The sequence below is a fragment of the Yoonia sp. R2-816 genome, from assembly GCF_046762905.1.
Lineage (GTDB): Bacteria > Pseudomonadota > Alphaproteobacteria > Rhodobacterales > Rhodobacteraceae > Yoonia.
This window is the reverse complement of record NZ_JBKQXN010000060.1, coordinates 1-21,640: the sequence shown is the minus strand read 5'-3', so window position 1 is coordinate 21,640 and position 21,640 is coordinate 1. Positions and strand designations below refer to the sequence as shown.

Below are 21,640 nucleotides of genomic sequence, written 5' to 3'. Positions count from 1 at the left end.
TTTCCTCGGGCGCGCCGTCGATCTGGTCATATGCTTGGAAGTCACCGAAGTACTTCGTGATCGCCGCCGTCAGCGTCGTCTTGCCGTGGTCAACGTGACCAATCGTGCCAATGTTCACGTGCGGCTTATTCCGTTCAAACTGTGCCTTTGCCATGGTGTGGCTCCTTAAATGTTCGTTATTGTGTGGCCCCGGAACGGTGTCCGGGGCGCCCAAGCCCGAAGGCTTAGGCGTATTTCTTCTGGATCTCGTCAGAGATGTTCTGCGGCACCGGTTCGTAGTGATCGAACTGCATGGTGAAGTTCGCACGTCCCGATGACATCGACCGCAAGGTGTTGATGTAGCCGAACATGTTGGCCAGCGGCACGAATGCCTCGATCGCGATGGCGTTGCCGCGCGTATCCTGACCCTGCACCTGGCCCCGACGCGATGTCAGGTCACCGATAATGCCGCCGGTATATTCTTCCGGTGTCACCACTTCGACCTTCATAATCGGTTCGAGCAGCTTGGCACCGGCCTTGCGCATGCCTTCACGCATACACATCCGGCCGGCGATTTCGAACGCCAGCACACTGGAGTCCACATCGTGGAACTTACCGTCCAGAAGCTCGACCTTGAAGTCGATGACGGGGAAGCCTGCCAGCGGACCGGAGTCCATCACCGACTGGATTCCCTTTTCGACGCCAGGGATGTATTCCTTCGGAACCGCGCCACCAACGATCTTGGACTCGAACGAGTACCCTTCGCCCGGCTCTGTCGGCATGATGTTGAGTTTGACCTCACCAAACTGACCGGACCCACCTGACTGCTTCTTGTGGGTGTAGGTATGTTCGACAGCGTGACCGATGGTTTCGCGGTAAGCCACCTGCGGTGCACCGATGTTTGCCTCGACCTTGAACTCGCGCTTCATGCGGTCAACCAAGATGTCGAGATGCAGTTCGCCCATGCCCTTCATGATGGTCTGACCGCTTTCAAAGTCAGTTTCCACGCGGAAGGACGGATCTTCTGCCGCCAGACGCTGCAATGCGATACCCATCTTCTCCTGGTCGGCCTTTGTCTTGGGCTCGACCGCGATCTCGATCACGGGATCGGGGAAGGTCATCGTTTCCAGTACGACCGGGTCGTTCTGAGCGCAGAGCGTATCACCGGTTGTGGTGTCTTTCAGACCACCCAGTGCGATGATGTCGCCAGCAAAGGCTTCCTCGATTTCCTCGCGGTTGATCGAGTGCATCATCATCATCCGGCCCACACGCTCTTTCTTCCCCTTGGTGGAGTTGAGCATGGTGTCGCCCTTCTTGAGCGTACCGGAATAGATCCGTGTGAAGGTCAGAGAACCAACAAACGGGTCATTCATGATTTTGAACGCAAGGCCCGAGAATGCCATGTCGTCATCGGCACGGCGCGGGATGTTTCGGGTTTCTGTTTCGTCACCGGGTTTGAAGCCCATGTAATCGACAACATCCAGCGGGCTGGGCAGATAGTCGATCACGGCGTTCAGCAGCGGCTGCACACCTTTGTTCTTGAAAGCAGAGCCAGCCAGCACAGGCACGAATGCCATGTCCAGTGTACCCTTGCGGATCAGCTTGCGCAACGTGTCGACATCAGGCTCTTCGCCTTCAAGGTAAGCCATCATCGCGTCGTCGTCCATTTCGACGGCCGTTTCGACAAGTTTGGCGCGGAATTCGTCGGCCTTGTCCTTCAGCTCAGGACGGATCTCGCGCTGCTCCCAAGAAGCACCAAGGTCTTCGCCTGCGTAAACCCACTCTTTCATGGTTACCAGATCGACGATGCCTTCCAGCTCAGTCTCGGCACCGATCGGAATTTGCACAGGTGCAGTCTTCGCACCAGTGCGGTCTTCGATCATATCGACGCATTTGAAGAAGTCGGCACCGATCTTGTCCATCTTGTTGACGAAAACGATGCGCGGCACCTTGTAGCGGTCAGCCTGACGCCAGACTGTTTCTGTCTGCGGCTCAACGCCAGCATTGGCGTCCAGAACGCAGATCGCGCCATCAAGCACGGCCAGTGAACGCTCAACTTCAATAGTGAAGTCAACGTGACCGGGCGTGTCGATGATGTTCATCCGGAACTTGGTGTCGGAAGTCGCGTCGGCTGTGGGCTCTTCCTGGCGCTGCCAGAATGTTGTTGTCGCAGCGGACGTGATCGTGATGCCACGTTCCTGTTCCTGCTCCATCCAGTCCATGGTGGCCGCACCATCGTGCACTTCGCCGATGTTGTGGGACTTGCCTGTGTAATACAGGATCCGCTCCGAACAGGTGGTTTTACCTGCATCGATATGGGCCATGATACCGAAATTCCGGTACCGACTAAGGGGATATTCACGTGCCATTTGAGGTACTTTCCCTATTACCAGCGGTAGTGGCTGAACGCTTTGTTCGCGTCGGCCATTTTATGGGTGTCTTCACGCTTTTTGACGGCTGTACCACGGCCCTGGACCGCGTCAATCAGCTCGCCTGCAAGGCGCTCTTCCATGGTGTTTTCGTTGCGCTTTTTCGCAGCGGCGATCAGCCAGCGGATGGCCAGTGCTTCGCGGCGCTCGGGGCGCACTTCGACGGGTACCTGATAGGTCGCACCACCAACGCGGCGCGAACGCACCTCGACAGATGGTTTGATGTTGTCCAGGCTCTCGTGAAAGACTTCGACAGGTGATTTCTTCAGCTTGTCTTCAACGCGATCAAAAGCGTTGTAGACGATTTTTTCGGCGACGGATTTCTTTCCGTCGACCATCAGGTTGTTCATGAATTTGGTCAGAACGATATCGCCAAACTTGGCGTCTGGCAGAACTTCGCGTTTTTCAGCGGCGTGACGACGTGACATCTATGTTTCCTCTTGTTCCAATACCGGCGAGGTCCCGGATCAAGTCCGGGACGGCCGAAATCCTTATTTCGGCCGCTTCGCGCCGTACTTCGAACGACGCTGCTTACGGTCTTTGACACCTTGGGTATCAAGCACACCGCGCAGAATGTGGTAACGCACACCGGGAAGGTCCTTTACACGGCCGCCACGGATCAGAACAACAGAGTGTTCCTGAAGGTTGTGGCTTTCACCGGGGATGTAGCTGATGACCTCAAAGCCATTGGTCAGGCGCACCTTGGCGACTTTCCGCATGGCCGAGTTCGGCTTCTTAGGTGTGGTGGTATAGACGCGTGTGCAAACGCCACGCTTCTGTGGGCAGGATTCCAAGTGCATCGACTTGGATTTATTGACTTTCGGCTGGCGCGGCTTGCGGATCAGCTGCTGAATCGTTGGCATCGTGTGATGTTCCCATCTATTCACATGGTGCGTCCGGCAAACGCGAGGGTTTCAAAAACGTGCCATCATCTCTGAAAAGCACAAAAATTCCGCAGTCGAACCCTTACCGGAGGTTCGGTGCGGTGATATTCCAGAGGAACAAAGCGATAGGTGCTCGGTTCTTGGCCACATCAATTATGATATCGGGACAACGGAGGCACCCCCCAGCCCGGATGAGCGGCGTATAGGGCGTTGCGGAATGGCTGTCAACAGGGGCTGAAGGCGACCGTTTCAACAGCCGCATGTCTTGTTCTGGCAGTGCCGAAATCGCGTCATGTAAGATGCGGGCTGACCAAACCCATTGCGGTTACATGCTGTTCGCCTATAAACCCTGACGTGTGGGGCGCGACGTCTGTTTATGGGGGCAGAAAAATGAAAAAAATTATGATGACCGGAAGCATATTGGCGCTATCAGCCTGCGGAACATCCGGCGGGTCTGATGGACCAACGTTTGACATTTCAGACGATGTCACTGCGTTCGCCGCCGAGGCGGACAGATTCAGGGTCTTATCCCCTACCGGCGTAGCGGATCTGCCACCCACCGCTGGATTCGTAACGTATGACGGTCAAATCAGCGCGCGAACAACAAGAGGGCTTAATGACGCTGACGTGATTGCCGACATTCAGTTTCAGATCGATTTTGTTTCGACCGAAGTCGATGGCAGCATGACGAACATCGCGGTTCTGACTCGCACAGGGGAGTCGATCTCAACAACTGGTACTTTGAATGTGGTGTCAGGAGCCGAGGCCGACGGCACCATCAGCGCGCGAATGGAAGGCACGATCGAATCTATTCGCCTGAGAGATAATCAGCCGGGTGGGATGACTTTCGGGCGAGTGGATTTCACTGGAAACATTGTAAACGATGATTCTACAGCAGACGGCCTCTTCGGATCAGTTGAGGCTGACTTTGAAGGTGATTTACCAATACCATTTGCGGGTGACTTTTATGCAAGTCAGCAACCTGTAGCGCCCTGAGGCTGAGTGGCGCTTTGGGAAAAGAACCCAATTATCGCCCTCAAGTTATCCCATAACAATTCGCTGTTATTGCTGATCATCGGTGCCTGCCTCCTGATGCAGACAATCCCGTTTGTGCGGGTTTCACCTGTTCAGGAGGTCATCCGATGCCCCGTTACATCATTGCACTTGCCCTACTTCCATTTGTAGCAGCCTGCACTATCAGCGAACCGAACCCGCCATCTGTTTCTGCCCGCGATGTTGATCGGGCATTTGCGAATGCCGCGCGCGCCTCGACGCTTCCGGTTGCCGATACGTTTGACCTTCCGACAGGGACTGTCACCTATGATGGCCAGATCGGCGCCGATGTGAATGGTGACACCTTGGGCAGCGTGTTGGCCGATATGCGCATGGTGGTGGATTTCCGCGATAATGACATTGGTGGTGACGTGACCAACATCAATCTGATTGATCAAAACGGGATCCCCAACCAACGGTTTGACGGCTCACTGACAATCTCGGGCTTCGAGAATAACGGTGATCTGGATGCGGGTGCCAGCGGTCGGATCGGCGCTGTCGATGTAAATGGCAATGCTTTGGACGCTGACATGTTTCTTGATCTGGAAGGCACCGTGCGAAACGATCGCAGCTTTGGTGATACTGTCTACGGCTCAGCCACCGGCGATGTGCGCGGTGATTTCAATCTGGATGTTGAAGGGGTCTTCTATGGCGAGCGCCGGTAGGTTCAGCGAAAGCGGCCCGGCACCATACGTTGTCGAATCCGCAACTGCCGCTCCCGATAAAGTGTGAAAAGCCCGGTTGCCACAACGATGCTTGCCCCCAGAGTGGTCAGCAGATTGGGCCATTCACCAAAGAAGATCACACCTAGAAGGAGTGCGACCAGCAGGCTGGTGTAGCGGAAAGGTGCGACAAAACCGATCTCGCCCGACCGCATGGCTGTGACCGAAAAGATGTAGCCGAAACTGAGAAACACGGTCGCCCCAGCGAGTTTGAGCCCTGCCTGTCCGGTGAGAGGCTGTAACTCGATGAACAGCGATCCGATGGCGCCAAGGCTCATCACGCCTACTGCGGCGACCAAGGCCACAAAGACCGCTGGTACGTTGCGGGACATGCGCCGCACGACCAGATCACGCAGTGTCACACAGGCGACCATGATCAGCGCATAGATACTGAAACTGTTGAAATCCGCCCCGCCCGGCTGGATGATCAGTAGTACGCCTGCAAAACCGACACAGATCGCCACAAGTCTCCGCCACCCCAACGCTTCCCCCAGGAAGACGGCCGCTGCCAGACTAACCGCCAGCGGCAATGCCTGCATAATCGCGCTGATATTCGCGATTGGCATATTCATCAGGGCCGTCAGAAAGAAATAGGTCCCGGCAACCTCGCCCGCCGTGCGCAATATGACCAACCACCAGTCGCGCGGCGAAAGATCGAAACGCAACTGGCCCATGACGTAGCACATGACCGCGAGGCAGACCACCGCGCCAAGACCGCGCACCAGAATGGCCTGAAACAGCGGAACATGCCCCGCCAGTCCTTTCATGAAAGCATCATTGATGGTGTAGGCACACATGGCACCCATCATCAAAAGCGCGCCGCGCATGTTGTCCGAAATGATCGTCATCCTCGCGGCGTATCAGTGAAGTAAACCACTGGCCAGAGGTAGCAATATCCGGTGCGCTAGCCCGGCAACGAAAAAGGCCTCTGCTATTGCAGAGGCCTTTATCACTTCATTGTCGCGAGATTACTCGTTGCTGCTTTCAGGTGTGTCCACGACCAGATCGTCGAACACGTTCTCATCTGAAACCTCGTTCGCCATCTCCATCGGGGCGGCCAACCTTGCGGCTTCTTCCGCCTCTTCCCGGCGTGCTTCGATGACAACGTTGTCGCGGTCAGCTGCAACACGGCGCATCTGCTGCGTTGCACCACCTGTCCCTGCAGGGATCAGACGGCCGACGATCACGTTCTCTTTCAGACCGATCAGCTTATCCCGCTTGCCCTGAACCGATGCTTCGGTCAGAACCCGCGTGGTCTCTTGGAACGAGGCGGCAGAGATGAAGGACCGTGTCTGCAAGGACGCCTTGGTGATGCCCAACAAGATCGGCTCACCCTGTGCAGGGCGATCACCCCGCGCAAGCGCCTTTTCATTGGCTTCATCAAACTCGGCCTTATCGACGTTTTCGCCTTTCAGCAGAACAGTGTCACCACTGTCCTGAATCTCCCATTTCTGGAGCATCTGACGCACGATCACTTCGATATGCTTGTCGTTGATCTTCACGCCCTGCAAACGATAGACGTCCTGAACCTCGTCGATCATATAGTCGGCCAAGGCCTCGACCCCCATAACAGCAAGAATATCGTGCGGAGCCGGGTTGCCGTCCATGATGTAGTCACCCTTCTGGACAAAATCACCTTCCGCAACCGGGATGTGCTTGCCTTTGGGCACCATGTATTCGACCTTGATATCCGCATCATCAGCAGACTCAATCGCGATACGACGCTTGTTCTTGTAGTCCTTGCCAAAGCGCACGTAACCATCAATTTCAGCGATGATTGCGTGATCCTTTGGACGGCGGGCTTCGAACAGTTCGGCCACACGCGGCAGACCACCGGTGATGTCCTTAGTCTTGGCACCTTCACGCGGAATACGTGCCACAACGTCACCGGCTTTGACTTCCTGGCCATCTTCGACAGACAGAACCGCGTCAACGGACATGCCATAGGATACCGGGTTGCCGTCGTCTTTCAACGCGGGCTCTCCGTCTGCACCGACGATGATGATCTTTGGTGCCAGCTCATTGCCCTTTGGTGCTGCACGCCAGTCGGACACGATGCGTTGAGTCATACCCGTTGCATCATCTGTGTCCTCACGTACGGCAATACCATTGACCAGATCGACATAACGCGCGGTCCCGGATTTTTCGGCGATGATCGGCAGGGTGTAAGGATCCCATTCGAACAGCTTGTCGCCACGCAGCACATCGCTGCCTTCCTTTACAAAGACCTTGGAGCCGTAGCCAACCTTGTGGTTCGCCCGCTCCTCACCGTTTTCGCCGACAATCGCAAGCACCATGTTCCGGCCCATGACAACCATCTCGCCCGCTGCATTTTCAAGCAATTGCGCATTGCGGAATTCGATCTTGCCAGGCTGTGATGCCTCCAGGAACGACTGCTGGCCACCCTGGGCCACACCGCCGATGTGGAAGGTCCGCATCGTCAGCTGCGTGCCAGGTTCACCGATGGACTGCGCGGCAATGATGCCGACCGCTTCACCGATATTGACGCGCGTACCACGCGCCAGGTCACGGCCATAGCACATGGCGCAAACGCCATCCTCGGATTCGCAGGTCAGCGGTGACCGGATTCGCATCTTCGCAACGCCGGCCACGTCGATCATGTCCGCCTTGCGTTCGTCGATCAACTCACCCACTTCGACGATCACCTCGTCAGTGCCGGGCTTAAGGATCTCCTCGGCAGCCACACGACCCAATACCCGCTCCGACAGCGACGCAACCACTTCGCCGTCGTTCACCGCAGCCTCGGCCGTGATCGCCATGTCGGTGCCACAGTCCACTTCGCGCACGATGCAGTCTTGGGCCACGTCCACCAGACGACGGGTCAGGTAGCCGGAGTTTGCCGTTTTCAACGCCGTATCCGACAGACCCTTACGGGCACCGTGGGTCGAGTTGAAGTATTCAAGAACGGTCAGACCTTCCTTGAAGTTCGAGATGATCGGCGTTTCGATGATCTCGCCATTCGGCTTGGCCATCAGACCGCGCATCCCGCCCAGCTGTTTCATCTGTGTCACCGAACCACGCGCACCAGAGTGAGCCATCATGTAGACCGAGTTGGGTTCAGCCTCTGAACCGTCCTCATTATGGCCGGTGGACGAGATGGTGGACATCATCGCGTCCGTCACCTTGTCGTTGGCCTTGGACCAGGCATCGACGACCTTGTTGTACTTTTCACCTTGGGTGATCAGGCCGTCCATGTATTGCTGTTCAAAGTCTTTCACCTGATCACGGGTTTCATCAACCAGTTCCCACTTGGTGTCAGGCACGACCATGTCGTCCTTGCCGAACGAAATGCCCGCCTTGAACGCCTCGCGGAAGCCCATCGTCATGATCTGGTCGCAGAAAATGACGGACTCTTTCTGACCGCAGTAGCGATAGACCGTGTCGATGACCTGCTGCACTTCTTTTTTCCGCAGCAGCCGGTTGACCAACGAGAATGGTGCTTTGGCATTCAGCGGCAGAAGCGCACCCAGCCGCAAGCGGCCCGGTGTGGTTTCGAACCGCGTCATCACCTCGTTGCCTTCTTCATCGATCTGCGGCATCCGCGCCTCGATCTTGGCATGCAGGTGCACTTCACCAGCGGTCAGGGCGTGTTCGACCTCTTCGATATTGGCAAACGACATACCTTCGCCCTTCATGCCCTCACGCATGATGGTGGTGTAGTAAAGACCCAGGATCATATCCTGCGACGGCACGATGATCGGGCTGCCGTTTGCAGGCGACAGCACGTTGTTGGTGGACATCATCAGAACGCGGGCTTCCAGCTGTGCCTCAAGGCTCAGCGGGACGTGAACGGCCATCTGGTCACCGTCGAAGTCGGCGTTGAACGCCGAACAGACGAGCGGGTGCAGCTGGATTGCCTTGCCTTCGATCAGGACGGGTTCGAACGCCTGAATGCCCAGACGGTGCAGCGTTGGCGCACGGTTCAGCATGACAGGGTGTTCGCGGATGACCTCGTCCAGGATGTCCCATACCTCTGGCCGTTCTTTTTCGACCAGCTTCTTGGCCTGCTTGACTGTGCTGGACAGCCCCTTGGCCTCGAGCCGCGAGTAGATGAACGGCTTGAAGAGTTCGAGCGCCATCTTCTTGGGCAGGCCGCACTGGTGCAGCTTGAGTTCCGGACCGGTCACGATGACCGAACGGCCCGAGAAGTCGACCCGTTTCCCCAGAAGGTTCTGGCGGAAGCGGCCCTGCTTACCCTTGAGCATGTCGGACAGCGATTTCAGCGGGCGCTTGTTCGCGCCGGTGATCACACGACCGCGACGGCCGTTATCGAACAGAGCATCCACGGATTCCTGCAGCATCCGCTTTTCGTTGCGGACAATGATGTCAGGTGCGCGCAGTTCGATCAGCCGCTTCAGGCGGTTGTTGCGGTTGATGACCCGGCGATAAAGATCGTTCAGGTCGGATGTGGCGAAACGGCCGCCATCCAGCGGGACCAGCGGACGTAGTTCCGGCGGGATCACGGGGATCACGGTCAGCACCATCCATTCGGGACGGTTGCCTGATTCAAGGAAGTTTTCGACGATTTTCAGCCGCTTGATGATCTTTTTCGGCTTCAGTTCACCGGTTGCTTCTTTCAGGTCGGCGCGCAGCTGCTCTGCCTCGCTTTCCAGATCGATCTGGGCCAGCATTTCGCGGATCGCTTCGGCGCCGATATTGGCCTGGAATGCATCCATGCCGTAAAGGTCCTGCGCGTCGTTGAACTCTTCCTCAGTCATCAACTGGCCGTAGGTCAGGTCGGTCAGGCCGGGTTCGATCACGACATAGTTTTCGAAATAGAGGATCCGTTCCAGATCGCGCAGTGTCATGTCCAGCATCAGGCCGATGCGGGATGGCAGCGATTTCAGGAACCAGATGTGGGCCACGGGTGCGGCCAGTTCGATATGGCCCATGCGTTCGCGGCGGACCTTTTGCAGGGTCACTTCCACGCCGCATTTTTCGCAGACGACCCCGCGATACTTCATGCGCTTGTATTTGCCGCACAGGCATTCGTAATCCTTGATCGGGCCAAAGATACGCGCGCAGAACAGGCCGTCACGCTCTGGCTTGAACGTCCGGTAGTTGATGGTTTCGGGCTTCTTGATCTCACCAAAGGACCACGACAGGATCCGTTCGGGAGAGGCCAGAGAGACCTTGATTTCGTCAAACGTTTTCGCCGGTGTGAGCGGGTTGAACGGGTTGTTTGTCAGTTCCTGGTTCATCTTCAATTCCTTGAATTGGGGTGCGTCGGGTGAGGGGCGAAAAGTCTTCGTGACGAAGACTTTTCAGCGCGTAAGAGTTTTCGTGACGAAAACTCTTACTCCTCATCCTCCGCATCCAGGAGTTCCATGTTGAGGCCGAGGCCACGGACTTCTTTCACGAGCACGTTGAACGATTCAGGCACGCCGGCCTCGAAATTGTCCTCGCCCTTGACGATGCTTTCGTAGACTTTCGTCCGCCCTGCCACGTCATCCGACTTGACCGTCAGCATTTCCTGCAGGGTGTAAGCGGCGCCATAAGCTTCGAGTGCCCAGACCTCCATTTCCCCGAAACGCTGGCCGCCGAACTGGGCTTTACCGCCCAGAGGCTGCTGCGTGACAAGGCTGTAAGGCCCGGTCGAGCGTGCGTGGATCTTGTCATCGACCAGGTGGTGCAGCTTCAGCAGATATTTCACGCCGACGGTGACCTTACGGCTGAACTGTTCACCTGTGCGCCCATCGTAAAGAACCGATTGGCCTGAGGTGTCGAATCCGGCACGCACCAGCGCGTCGTTCACGTCTGCTTCCTTTGCGCCGTCGAAGACGGGGGTCGCAATCGGCACACCGCGCGTCACGTTGCCCGCAGCTTCGATCAGCGTGTCCTCGTCCATCCCGGCGATGCCTTCGTCATAGACGTTGTCACCATAGGCGATTTTCATCGCTTCACGCACAGGGGTCAGATCGCCGGAGCGCCGGTATTCGCCAAGCGCCTCATCGATCTGGATGCCCAGACCGCGTGCGGCCCAGCCCATATGCGTTTCCAAGATCTGGCCGACGTTCATGCGCGATGGCACACCAAGTGGGTTCAGACAGAAATCCACCGGTGTCCCGTCGGCAAGGAACGGCATGTCTTCCATCGGAACGACCTTGGAAATCACACCTTTGTTCCCGTGACGACCGGCCATCTTGTCGCCGGGCTGCAGCTTGCGCTTTACAGCCACGAAGACCTTGACCATCTTCATCACGCCCGGAGGCAGATCGTCGCCGCGGCGCACCTTTTCGACCTTGTCCTCGAACCGTGCATCCATCGCGCGCTTCTGGATTTCGTACTGTTCATTCAGCGCTTCGACGATTTTTGCATCGTCTTCGTCTTCCATGGCCAACTGCCACCACTGACCGCGGCTGAGATCGGCCACGCTTTCTTCGGTGACGATCGAACCTGCCTTGAAGCCTTTGGGCCCCTTGGCAGCTTTCTTGCCAGAGATGATGTCCCACAGGCGCGCATAGATATTGCGATCCAGGATCGCGAGTTCGTCGTCGCGGTCACGGGCAAGGCGTTCGACCTCTTCCCGTTCGATCTGCAGCGCACGTTCGTCTTTTTCCACGCCGTGGCGGTTGAACACACGTACTTCGACCACGGTGCCGAAATCACCCGGCGGCAGGCGCAGGGACGTGTCACGCACGTCCGATGCTTTTTCACCAAAGATGGCGCGCAGCAGTTTTTCCTCTGGCGTCATCGGGCTTTCGCCCTTTGGTGTGATCTTGCCGACGAGGATGTCCGCTGGCCCGACTTCGGCACCAATATAGACGATCCCCGCCTCATCGAGGTTGCGCAGGGCTTCTTCGCCCACATTGGGGATGTCGCGGGTGATTTCCTCTGGCCCCAGTTTCGTATCGCGGGCGGCGACTTCAAATTCCTCGATATGGATCGAAGTAAAGACGTCGTCGCGCACGATGCGTTCGGAGATCAGGATCGAGTCTTCGTAGTTGTAGCCGTTCCATGGCATGAAGGCGACGACCACGTTCTTGCCAAGTGCCAGTTCACCGATATCGGTGGACGGACCATCGGCAATCACCTGACCCTTTTGCACCGTGTCACCCACCTTCACCAGCGGACGCTGGTTGATGCAGGTGTTCTGATTGGACCGCTGGAATTTGCGCATCCGGTAGATATCTACCCCGGCATCGCCGAGTTCGAGATCTTCGGTGGCGCGGATCACAATCCGCTGTGCGTCGACCTGGTCGATGATCCCGGCCCGTTTGGCCATGATCGCAGCACCACTATCGCGGGCGACAACTTCTTCGATCCCGGTGCCGACCAGTGGTGCCTCTGCCTGCAGCAGTGGAACCGCCTGACGCTGCATGTTCGAACCCATCAGGGCGCGGTTGGCGTCGTCATTTTCCAGGAACGGAATGAGCGAGGCCGCAACCGAAACCAGCTGTTTTGGCGACACGTCGATCAGGTCCACGTTTTCGCGCGGGGCCAGTGTGTAGTCGCCGTTCATCCGGGTCGAAACCAGATCGTTCTTGAAAGACCCGTCTTCGTTCATGTTCGCGTTGGCCTGTGCCACGGTGTGGCGCATTTCCTCGGTCGCGGACATGTAGCTAACGTCGTCCGTCACCTTGCCGTCCACCACTTTGCGATATGGTGTTTCGATGAAGCCATACTTGTTCACGCGGGCAAACGTCGCGAGCGAGTTGATCAGACCGATATTCGGCCCTTCGGGTGTTTCGATCGGGCACATCCGGCCATAGTGCGTCGGGTGCACGTCGCGCACCTCGAACCCGGCACGTTCGCGGGTCAGACCGCCGGGCCCAAGGGCCGACAGGCGCCGCTTGTGCGTCACTTCGGACAGCGGGTTGGTCTGGTCCATAAACTGCGATAGCTGGCTGGAGCCGAAGAATTCGCGCACGGCAGCAGCGGCAGGTTTCGCATTGATCAGGTCCTGCGGCATTACGGTGTCGATTTCGACAGATGACATGCGTTCCTTGATCGCGCGCTCCATCCGCAGAAGGCCGACGCGGTACTGGTTTTCCATCAACTCGCCCACCGAACGGACGCGGCGGTTACCAAGGTGATCGATATCGTCAATATCGCCCTTGCCGTCACGCAGTTCGACCAGCGCCTTAATACAGGCGACGATGTCTTCCTTGCGCAGGGTGCGCATGGTGTCTTCGGCATCCAGATCGAGGCGCATGTTCATTTTCACGCGGCCAACGGCGGACAGGTCATACCGTTCGCTGTCAAAAAACAACGTGTCGAACAGGGCCGATGCGCTGTCCACGGTTGGCGGTTCGCCCGGACGCATGACGCGGTAGATATCCATGAGCGCGGTTTCGCGGTTCATGTTCTTGTCCGACGCCATCGTGTTGCGCATGTAGGCGCCGACATTGATGTTATCGATGTCGAGCACGGGGATCGCCTTGATGCCGGCGTCGATCAGCTCTTTCAACGTGCCGCCTGTGACTTCGCCGTCCTTGTCCAGTTCAAGGGTCAGTTCATCACCGGCCTCGACATAGATCGCGCCGTTTTCTTCGTTGATGATATCCTGAGCGACGAATTTGCCGACAATTTGCTCGTAAGGGACCAACAGGTCTTTTACTTCGCCGGCATCGATCAGCTTCTTGACCGAACGCGGGGTGACTTTCTCACCTGCCTTGGCGATCACCTCACCGGTTTTGGCGTCCACCAGATCAAAAGCAGGGCGTGTGCCGCGCACGCGTTCTGGGAAGAACTTGGTTGTCCAGGCCTTGCCCTTTTTGTCCAGCTTGTATTCGACCGTGTCGTAATAGGCATTCATGATGCCCTCCTGATCCATGCCCAGCGCGTAAAGCAGGGTGGTCACAGGCAGTTTGCGGCGGCGGTCGATCCGGCAGAAGACAAGGTCTTTGGCGTCGAATTCAAAGTCGAGCCAGCTGCCGCGATATGGGATGATGCGGCAGGCAAACAGCAGTTTGCCGGAAGAGTGGGTTTTGCCCTTGTCATGGTCAAAGAAAACACCGGGGGAACGGTGCATCTGGGATACGATCACGCGCTCGGTGCCGTTCACGACGAAGGTGCCGTTGGGCGTCATCAGAGGCATGTCGCCCATGAACACGTCTTGTTCCTTGATGTCCTTAACGGATTTCGCGCCGGTATCTTCGTCCACATCGAACACGATCAGACGCAGCGTCACCTTCAGCGGTGCGCTGTAGGTCATGTCACGCTGCTGACATTCCTCGACATCGTATTTCGGCTTTTCCAGCTCATACTTGACGAATTCAAGAACGGCGGTTTCGTTGAAATCCTTGATCGGGAACACCGACTGGAAGACACCCTTGATGCCTTCACCGTCTAGCGGCGTATCACTGTCACCAGAGCGCAGGAACAGATCGTAAGAGGATTTCTGAACCTCGATGAGGTTCGGCATTTCGAGTACTTCACGGATTTTACCGTAATATTTACGCAGGCGTTTCTGACCAAGGAAGGAGGAAGCCATGTGCGATATCACCTTTTGTTTGTCTCTCGAATGCGAGATCGCCCGGGCTGCGATCCCTCACCCATTTGACCGGGGGTTTGATGTCTATTCGTGGCTGCCGTCCCACCGGCAACCTCCCGACATGAAACCTACCCAAGGGGTCGGTCAGCGATTGGCCGACCTCTAAGACAGGTTTGGCTGGACCCGCATTTTGCGAGTCCAGCCTTATTATTTGGGCGAAATTGTCTTTCGCCTGTGTCTGACTTAAGCCAGTTCGACCGTCGCGCCAGCTGCTTCCAGCTTTGCCTTGATCTCTTCGGCTTCTGCTTTTGCAGCGCCTTCTTTGATCTTGCCACCAGCTTCGACCAGGTCCTTGGCTTCTTTCAGGCCAAGACCGGTGATGCCGCGGACTTCTTTGATGACGTTGATTTTCTGCGCGCCAGCTTCTTTCAGCACGACATCAAATTCGGTCTTCTCTTCGGCAGCTTCGCCAGCGTCGCCACCGGGGCCAGCCATCATGACAGCACCGCCAGCAGCGGGCTCAATGCCATACTCGTCCTTCAGGATGGTTTTCAGTTCTTGTGCTTCGAGAAGGGTAAGACCAACAATCTCTTCAGCCAGTTTTTTCAGATCAGCCATTTTATGCTTTCCGTTTCCGTTAAGTGTGTTCCAACGTCGGGGTTTCAACCCCAAGACAGTTCAGATGCTTTATGCAGCCTTCTCTTCGATGGTCGAAAGAATGCTCGCGATGTTTGAAGCAGGCGCGCCAATGGCCCCGGCGATGTTCGAAGCAGGTGCCCCGATGCAACCCACGATGGAAGCAATAAGCTCCTCGCGACTTGGCATCCCGGCAACCGATTTCACACCGGCTGGATCCAGCGCCGTATCGCCCATTGCACCGCCGAGGACGACAAGTTTGTCATTGCCCTTGGCGTATTTGTCCACGACCTTCGCAGCAGCGACAGGGTCTTCGGAATAGGCGAGTACGGTCATGCCCGAGAGGTATTCAGCGATGCTTTCGCAGGGCTTGCCCTCAAGAGCGATTTTGGCGAGCTTGTTCTTGGCAACGCGCACGGACCCACCCGCTTCACGCATTTGCGCGCGCAGGTCCTGCATTTCAGCAACTGTCATGCCTTCGTAGTGGGCAACCACAACGACGCCAGAGCTTTCAAAGATCTGGCCGAGATCTTCGACCAGCTGTTCTTTTTGTGCTCTATCCACAGTTTCACTCCAAGTTTGGGGTTTCCCCCGGCTCAATTTTGCCCGGCGGCACCGCCGCCCGACAGTCTACAGTCCATGCAAACGGGGCGAGCCAGGTGCGAACGAGGAGAGCCTCGAAAAATCTGGTCTATCCCGTCTCAGGCAGGAATTACTGGCATGTGGCCAACCCACCGTCTCGGACGAATAAAGGCCCGAACGAATCACTCTTCCGGGCCAGGGTTGTTGGTTACTGCCAGATGAGGGGAAAGCCAAGTCCCCATTTCTGGGGTTTGCCAGAGAACCTTTGGAGAATTGACGCCAAAAACATTCTATCAGCAGCTCCCACAATAAGAAACGGCGGGCCCTCGGGAGCCCGCCGCTTACTCATCTGACAGTGCTTTGCGACTTAGGCGTTGCCTGTCGCAGATGACACATCAACCGATACGCCAGGACCCATAGTCGAGCTGACGGCGATCTTTTTCATGTATGTACCCTTGGCACCGCTTGGCTTTGCTTTGCCAACGGCGTCGACAAAGGCCAGCATGTTTTCTTCGATCTGCTTGGCAGTGAAAGACGCCTTGCCGATACCGGCGTGTACAACACCGGCTTTTTCAGCCTTGAACTGCACCTGACCACCTTTGGCAGCTTCGACAGCTTCCTTGATGTCCATGGTCACTGTGCCGACACGTGGATTCGGCATCAGGTTGCGTGGGCCAAGGACTTTACCCAGACGACCAACGATGGCCATCATATCGGGTGTGGCAATGCAGCGATCGAAATCAATAGTGCCACCCTGGATGGTTTCCATCAGGTCCTCTGCACCGACGATATCGGCGCCTGCTGCCTTGGCTTCGTCAGCCTTGTCGCCACGTGCGAAAACGGCGACGCGCACGGTCTTGCCTGTACCGTGCGGCAGGTTGACCGTACCACGGACCATCTGGTCGGCGTGACGCGGGTCAACACCCAGTGTCATCGCAATTTCGACGGTTTCGTCGAACTTGGCCTTGGCGTTGTCTTTAACCAGCGATGCCGCTTCGGCCACCGAAATATTATGTTTGCCAGCGAATGCTTCACGCGCCGCTGTTGTGCGCTTACCAAACTTTGCCATTACTTCACCTCGATGCCCATAGAGCGGGCAGAACCCGCGATGATCAGCATTGCGCCTTCGATAGAGGTCGCATTAAGGTCCTTCATCTTGGCTTCGGCAATTTCGCGGACCTGTTTACCAGTGATCGAACCAGCAGTTGCTTTGCCTGGTGTCTTTGAACCGGATTTCAGCTTGGCCGCTTTCTTGATGTAGTAGGACGCAGGTGGCGTCTTGATCTCCATCGAGAACGACTTGTCCTGATAGTAGGTGATAACGGTCGGGCAAGGCGCGCCGTTTTCCATATCAGCCGTCTTGGCGTTGAACGCCTTACAGAATTCCATGATGTTGATGCCGCGCTGACCCAGCGCAGGTCCGACAGGTGGGGATGGGTTTGCAGCCCCTGCAGGAACCTGCAGCTTGAGCGTCCCCATAATCTTCTTGGCCATGTGGCCTCTCCTTTTTTCAGCGATGAGCGATGCTCATCCTACATTGCCCTTTCGGGCGGTTATGCCGTGGTTCGGGCCGCAACCCTCCCACGTCTGAACACGCAAGATTATTGTTTGGAAACCTGCGTGAATTCCAGTTCGACCGGGGTGGCCCGGCCAAAGATCGACACCGTCACCTTCAGGCGCTGGTTATCTTCATCAACTTCCTCAACCATGCCATCGAAATCCTCGAACGGACCGTCGTTGACTTTGACCTTCTCGCCAATCTCGAAGTGGATCAGTGTCCGTGGTGCGTCTTCACCCTCCTGCACGCGGCCAAGGATGGCCTGTACTTCAGCATCACGCATCGGCATCGGGCGACCTTGCGGGCCCAGAAACCCTGTTACCCGGTTGATCGAGTTGATCAGGTGATAACCTTCATCAGACATTTCCATGTGCACCAGCACGTAGCCGGGCATGAAACGCCGTTCGGCGGTGACCTTTTTGTTGCGACGGATTTCGATCACTTCCTCGGTCGGAACCAACACTTCGTCGATCTGATCGGACAGGCCCTTTTCTTCCGCCTTGGTGCGGATCGCCTCTGCGATTTTCTTCTCGAAATTCGAGAGAACGCTTACCGAATACCACCGTTTGGCCATCTGTCAGAGCACCTTGTCGTCGCGAGGCCTTTGTCGACCTCAATTTCCAATTTTTCTCGGCGAAATCGCCAGTCCCGAAAATAAAAGCGGCGTGCAACTCGATTCGCCGCACGCCATTTTCGGAAGTTGACGGCTCTTACCGCCGCCGCCCGGCGTTTTCAAGGGGGCTAAACTGATTTAGCGCTTGCGATCTATCCGCCGAAATAGCTGAGAACCGAAGACAGCCCCGTGCGGATCACAAGATCAACCAGCGAGAAAAAGACCGCCGTCAGCGCCGCCATGATGAAAACCATGATCGTCGTCATGATGACTTCGCGGCGTGTCGGCCAAACGACCTTAGAGATTTCGGCGCGAACCTCTTGGATAAACTTGGCAGGGTTGGCGATGGCCATAGAAGACGGTCCTTTATCAGATCATGTCGCGACATACGGCGACTTCACCTTAATTTCAAGGCTGGTTTGTGCCAGTTTTATCAGGGTTGCAGCAACGTGACCTTTGGAAGCGCCTTAATACCCGCGATATGCTTTGCATAGACCTCAGCAGCGCGGGCGTGATCCGCCGCATTGAAGCCGTCGAACGCCGCATATTCCTTGCCTGTCGGGTACCGGCTGCGCGCAGCCTGGGTCAAGGCGGCGACATCCTCTGCGCCCTTTTGCGAAAGGATATGATCGACGGCCGCCCGCGAAAACCCTGGGTGAACACGCTCATTGATTGGCTTCACGACATCTGCAGCGTCTGCGCCGACCATTGCCGAGCAGATTTGATCGAATAGCGCTTCGTAATCCTCATATTGCCAGACGGTGACGCTGCGCACACCTGCTGCCCGGCAGAACCGTTTGACCAATGACAACCAGTTCACGCTAGCCAGCGGGCTCAGTTCCAAAAACTGATCAAAGGTCATCAAGCGCCCGCCCAGCAGCATCTGACTGTAGGCAGACGCCAGAAAGGTAGCAGGGTTTCTGATGCCAAGAAAAACATCAATCTGACCCGCGTCCATGGCACGCGCCAGCGCATTCACCCTCGTGGCGGCTTCGGGATAGCGCAGCTTGACAGTTTTCGGGCGCGGACTGTTCAACACGCCGATATAGTTTTCTTCGCTCAGAACCAGCCGCTGCGCGCCCTTTCGCAGCAGCGCAAGCTGATCCTGCGGACTGCGTTTGTGCCTGTGGGGTTTGCCACGTAAGCCGAACAGCCGCTGGATCGAGCGCCCGGGCAGACGAAAATGTGCAGGTCCATAATAACGCACACCCCGATCTGCCAACGCGGCAGATGCATCGCGCAATGACCACTGCAAATGCGATGTTGCCGTCTTATGAGCACCCACATGAAAAGCCACGCTAAAATCGTCCGCTGATGTCATGGAAAGGTTGGATCCTCCGACAGGCGGTGATCGGGTCTGGCAGGGGCACCAGGACTTGAACCCGGGACCTACGGTTTTGGAGACCGCCGCTCTACCAACTGAGCTATACCCCTACGACCGGCTGCCGGGGTAGTCCGAAACGAAAGCCGGATCAAGAGGGAAGGTGCGGCAGACTTGTGTTCACGTGCAGAAATGTCGAAACAGGGGATGAACTGACCAGTCAAGGCCCCTGCCCCTCGTGTCCCTACGCAAACGCATCGAAAAATCGGAAACGCTGGCAAACATACTGGCCGCTGTCGCGGGCCGTTACCTTGGTCGGTGTCAGCGGACCATCACATGGGAAGCGCGCGGCCTTGAGGACCTGAACGCAGCGTTAGCCGAAGGGCCGATACTGCTGGTGATGTGGCACAGCCGTTGTCTGATGGCGGCTGAACACTGGCCGGTGGCCGATGCGCCGCTCTCAAGTCTTTACAATAATTCGCCAGTCGGACGATTGGCCGGTGCGTTGCATCGTCGGGTCGGCCTGCACCCAATGGAAATGTCACGCAGATTGTCCAACCGGGCCGCATCCCGCACTGTGCTGAAGCGGGTCAGAGAAAAGGTCAGTATCGGGATGACTGGCGACGGGCCCGTCGGCCCAGCGTTGGAAGTTCAAGGTGCTGTGCTTGAATGGGCGCGTGTCACCGGACTGCCCCTGTTCTGCTACGCTTTTTCCACCCAGCGTCAGAAACGGATGTCGTCCTGGGATCAAATGCTTGTGCCACGCCCGTACAAAAGCGGAGCCTATGTGTTTCGGCAGTTTCATGAAACAGTGCCGCGCAAGCTTGCCGCGGACGAGTCGGAGTTTTGGCGCGAGGAAATCCGCAAATTCATGGAAACCACAACGGCTGAGGCCGACGCGATGGTCGGCCTGCCCCCCGGCCCCTAGATCAGTGCAATGGCCATGAGCCCCAGACCAACAGCACCCACGGTCCAGATCGCAGAGCGTAGCAGCGGGATGCCCATCAGATAGACAATGTGATAGGCGGCGCGTGCAATCACGAATGTCGCGGCACCCGTCGTCGCCAAGCCTATATCAGCAGTTGGTATTGCAAGGGCCAAAGCGCTGAGCCCCAGAAAGACAGGGAAGCTTTCGCGCAGATTGTCCACGGCCCGCTTGGCCCGGCCTTCCAACTTACCAATTTCCGGGCGAACGTCGCGTGGCCCGACATAAGATCCCAACCCAATTTGCGGGATCAGGATGGTGCTAGGCGTCACCACAGCCACAAAATAGACGACGATCCCGATCAGTATCCAAAACAGCATTCTCTTCTCCATCTGATATCTTTGGGATAGCTATGGCCCATAGGGAATGTCGACAATTCCCTTGGAGGGAATAATGACCATAAACAAGCCTGCCTTTGGCCAAGTCCTGAGCGCTGTGCGCGGAGCACTTGGTCTGTCACAGATGGCACTGGCCAGTCAGTTGGAATCGACCCAGCGTCACATTTCGTTTCTGGAGACCGGCCGCTCGCGCCCGACGCCTCATTTTCTGACACGCATATGCACCCAGTTGAACCTTAGCGCCGATCAACGCTCGAACCTGTTTGCAGCCTCAGGTTATGCCAACCCGTATCAGGTCCGCCGCTTCGATGACACGGATGTCGGCGCGACGCTGGACATGATCGAACGTCGGGTGCTGGCAAACTGGCCGTTTCCGGCGCTGGTCCTGGATGCAAGCTGGAACATCCTGCGTATGAACGATGCGGCCAAGGTGTTCTTTGGCGGTCTCAGCAATGACGATGACAACAGTGCAAGCTTTCTGCGCCAGATCCTGTCGCCGGATTTCATGGCCATCATCGCCAATTGGGAAGAGGTCAGCCCAGTCCTCTATTTCCGGCTTCAGGCTGCTGCCGCCGAAAGCCCTGACATCGCTGCGGCCTTTTCGGACGCCAAGTCAAAGGGTCTGTTCGATCATCTGCCCCGGTTGATGATCGAACAGGACCGCGCGCCGGTCTATGTGCCAATTCAGATCAGATTGCCGCAAGGTGGCATCATCAACATGACCTCCATGGTCGGGCACATCGCCTCGGTGCAGGACGCGCTGGTCGCCGGATTCGAGGTAGAGTTGATGATTCCGACAGATGATGCGTCAGAAAGAGCCCTCCGCGCGATGCCGTGCAAATAACGCAAAAGGCCGCCCCGATTGGAGCGGCCTTTGTTTGTTTCTGTGAGAAGGGTGCAAGCACCCACCCTACGGGTTATTCGACGATCTTCGACACGACGCCGGCGCCGACGGTGCGGCCGCCTTCGCGGATGGCGAAGCGCAGGCCGTCTTCCATGGCGATTGGCGCGATCAGTTCCACGTTGAACTTCAGGTTGTCGCCGGGCATCACCATTTCGGTGCCTGCGGGCAGCTCAACCGTG

19 protein-coding genes, 1 tRNA gene and 1 pseudogene are annotated in these 21,640 nt (G+C 56.9%); 4 read left to right on the top strand and 17 right to left on the bottom strand.

Translation table 11 applies throughout. The features are described from left to right. The 4 genes from ACFWW2_RS01205 to rpsL all read right to left on the bottom strand — a co-directional run. A partial coding sequence (locus tag ACFWW2_RS01205; RefSeq protein ID WP_393925536.1) for a GTP-binding protein occupies positions 1-154 on the bottom strand: 154 nt, incomplete at its 3' end. Positions 155-224: 70 nt separating this feature from the next. Further along, positions 225-2,348, bottom strand: coding sequence for an elongation factor G (gene fusA, locus ACFWW2_RS01200; RefSeq protein ID WP_393925535.1), 2,124 nt, complete (start codon positions 2,346-2,348; stop codon positions 225-227). A 17-nt stretch (positions 2,349-2,365) separates the two neighbouring features. Further along, a complete protein-coding gene (rpsG, locus tag ACFWW2_RS01195) occupies positions 2,366-2,836 on the bottom strand; it encodes a 30S ribosomal protein S7 (RefSeq protein ID WP_393925534.1) in 471 nt (156 codons plus the stop codon). Positions 2,837-2,899: 63 nt separating this feature from the next. Further along, a complete protein-coding gene (gene rpsL, locus ACFWW2_RS01190; protein WP_045998418.1) occupies positions 2,900-3,271 on the bottom strand; it encodes a 30S ribosomal protein S12 in 372 nt (123 codons plus the stop codon). A 411-nt stretch (positions 3,272-3,682) separates the two neighbouring features. Between rpsL and ACFWW2_RS01185 the strand changes: the two genes are divergently transcribed. Both ACFWW2_RS01185 and ACFWW2_RS01180 read left to right on the top strand, forming a co-directional pair. Beyond that, positions 3,683-4,288, top strand: coding sequence for a hypothetical protein (locus tag ACFWW2_RS01185; RefSeq protein ID WP_393925533.1), 606 nt, complete (start codon positions 3,683-3,685; stop codon positions 4,286-4,288). A gap of 146 nt (positions 4,289-4,434) precedes the next feature. After that, on the top strand, positions 4,435-5,010 hold the full coding sequence (locus tag ACFWW2_RS01180; RefSeq protein ID WP_393925532.1) for a hypothetical protein: 576 nt from the start codon (positions 4,435-4,437) through the stop codon (positions 5,008-5,010). Between the two features lie 2 nt (positions 5,011-5,012). Here the strand turns inward: ACFWW2_RS01180 and ACFWW2_RS01175 are convergent, their stop codons facing one another. The 11 genes from ACFWW2_RS01175 to ACFWW2_RS01125 all read right to left on the bottom strand — a co-directional run bounded on the left by ACFWW2_RS01175 (position 5,013) and on the right by ACFWW2_RS01125 (position 19,347). Then, complete coding sequence (locus ACFWW2_RS01175; RefSeq protein WP_393925531.1) at positions 5,013-5,915, bottom strand: DMT family transporter; 903 nt, start codon at positions 5,913-5,915, stop codon at positions 5,013-5,015. A 120-nt stretch (positions 5,916-6,035) separates the two neighbouring features. After that, positions 6,036-10,289, bottom strand: coding sequence for a DNA-directed RNA polymerase subunit beta' (gene rpoC / locus ACFWW2_RS01170; protein WP_393925530.1), 4,254 nt, complete (start codon positions 10,287-10,289; stop codon positions 6,036-6,038). Between the two features lie 95 nt (positions 10,290-10,384). Further along, on the bottom strand, positions 10,385-14,524 hold the full coding sequence (rpoB, locus tag ACFWW2_RS01165) for a DNA-directed RNA polymerase subunit beta (protein WP_393925529.1): 4,140 nt from the start codon (positions 14,522-14,524) through the stop codon (positions 10,385-10,387). 243 nt (positions 14,525-14,767) lie between these two features. Continuing rightward, on the bottom strand, positions 14,768-15,142 hold the full coding sequence (gene rplL / locus ACFWW2_RS01160; protein ID WP_393925528.1) for a 50S ribosomal protein L7/L12: 375 nt from the start codon (positions 15,140-15,142) through the stop codon (positions 14,768-14,770). 69 nt (positions 15,143-15,211) lie between these two features. After that, positions 15,212-15,724, bottom strand: a complete 513-nt coding sequence (gene rplJ, locus ACFWW2_RS01155) for a 50S ribosomal protein L10 (RefSeq protein WP_393925527.1) — start codon at positions 15,722-15,724, stop codon at positions 15,212-15,214. A 385-nt stretch (positions 15,725-16,109) separates the two neighbouring features. Next, on the bottom strand, positions 16,110-16,811 hold the full coding sequence (gene rplA / locus ACFWW2_RS01150; RefSeq protein ID WP_393925526.1) for a 50S ribosomal protein L1: 702 nt from the start codon (positions 16,809-16,811) through the stop codon (positions 16,110-16,112). Continuing rightward, positions 16,811-17,236: a 50S ribosomal protein L11 gene (gene rplK / locus ACFWW2_RS01145; protein ID WP_393925525.1), complete on the bottom strand. Its 426-nt coding sequence runs from the start codon at positions 17,234-17,236 to the stop codon at positions 16,811-16,813. The genes rplA and rplK overlap by 1 nt, the downstream gene beginning before the upstream one ends. A 107-nt stretch (positions 17,237-17,343) precedes the next feature. Then, on the bottom strand, positions 17,344-17,874 hold the full coding sequence (gene nusG / locus ACFWW2_RS01140) for a transcription termination/antitermination protein NusG (protein WP_393925524.1): 531 nt from the start codon (positions 17,872-17,874) through the stop codon (positions 17,344-17,346). A gap of 191 nt (positions 17,875-18,065) precedes the next feature. Continuing rightward, the gene (gene secE / locus ACFWW2_RS01135) at positions 18,066-18,266 is read right to left on the bottom strand and encodes a preprotein translocase subunit SecE (RefSeq protein WP_393925523.1); all 201 of its coding nucleotides are present in this window, start codon (positions 18,264-18,266) and stop codon (positions 18,066-18,068) included. A gap of 80 nt (positions 18,267-18,346) precedes the next feature. Continuing rightward, positions 18,347-19,234: a hypothetical protein gene (locus tag ACFWW2_RS01130; protein WP_393925522.1), complete on the bottom strand. Its 888-nt coding sequence runs from the start codon at positions 19,232-19,234 to the stop codon at positions 18,347-18,349. A gap of 37 nt (positions 19,235-19,271) precedes the next feature. Continuing rightward, a tRNA-Trp gene (locus ACFWW2_RS01125) sits at positions 19,272-19,347 on the bottom strand. A 125-nt stretch (positions 19,348-19,472) separates the two neighbouring features. On the opposite strand from ACFWW2_RS01125, the gene ACFWW2_RS01120 reads away from it, so the two are divergent. After that, on the top strand, positions 19,473-20,162 hold the full coding sequence (locus ACFWW2_RS01120) for a lysophospholipid acyltransferase family protein (RefSeq protein WP_393925521.1): 690 nt from the start codon (positions 19,473-19,475) through the stop codon (positions 20,160-20,162). Here ACFWW2_RS01120 and ACFWW2_RS01115 read toward each other — a convergent pair. Then, positions 20,159-20,539 carry an MAPEG family protein gene (locus ACFWW2_RS01115; RefSeq protein WP_393925520.1) on the bottom strand — a complete coding sequence of 127 codons (381 nt, stop codon included), beginning with the start codon at positions 20,537-20,539 and terminating at the stop codon, positions 20,159-20,161. The genes ACFWW2_RS01120 and ACFWW2_RS01115 overlap by 4 nt on opposite strands. Positions 20,540-20,612: 73 nt before the next feature. Between ACFWW2_RS01115 and ACFWW2_RS01110 the strand changes: the two genes are divergently transcribed. Then, the gene (locus ACFWW2_RS01110; RefSeq protein WP_393925519.1) at positions 20,613-21,401 is read left to right on the top strand and encodes a helix-turn-helix domain-containing protein; all 789 of its coding nucleotides are present in this window, start codon (positions 20,613-20,615) and stop codon (positions 21,399-21,401) included. A gap of 73 nt (positions 21,402-21,474) precedes the next feature. Here ACFWW2_RS01110 and tuf read toward each other — a convergent pair. Beyond that, a pseudogene (gene tuf, locus ACFWW2_RS01105) lies at positions 21,475-21,640 on the bottom strand (elongation factor Tu); the annotation flags it as partial.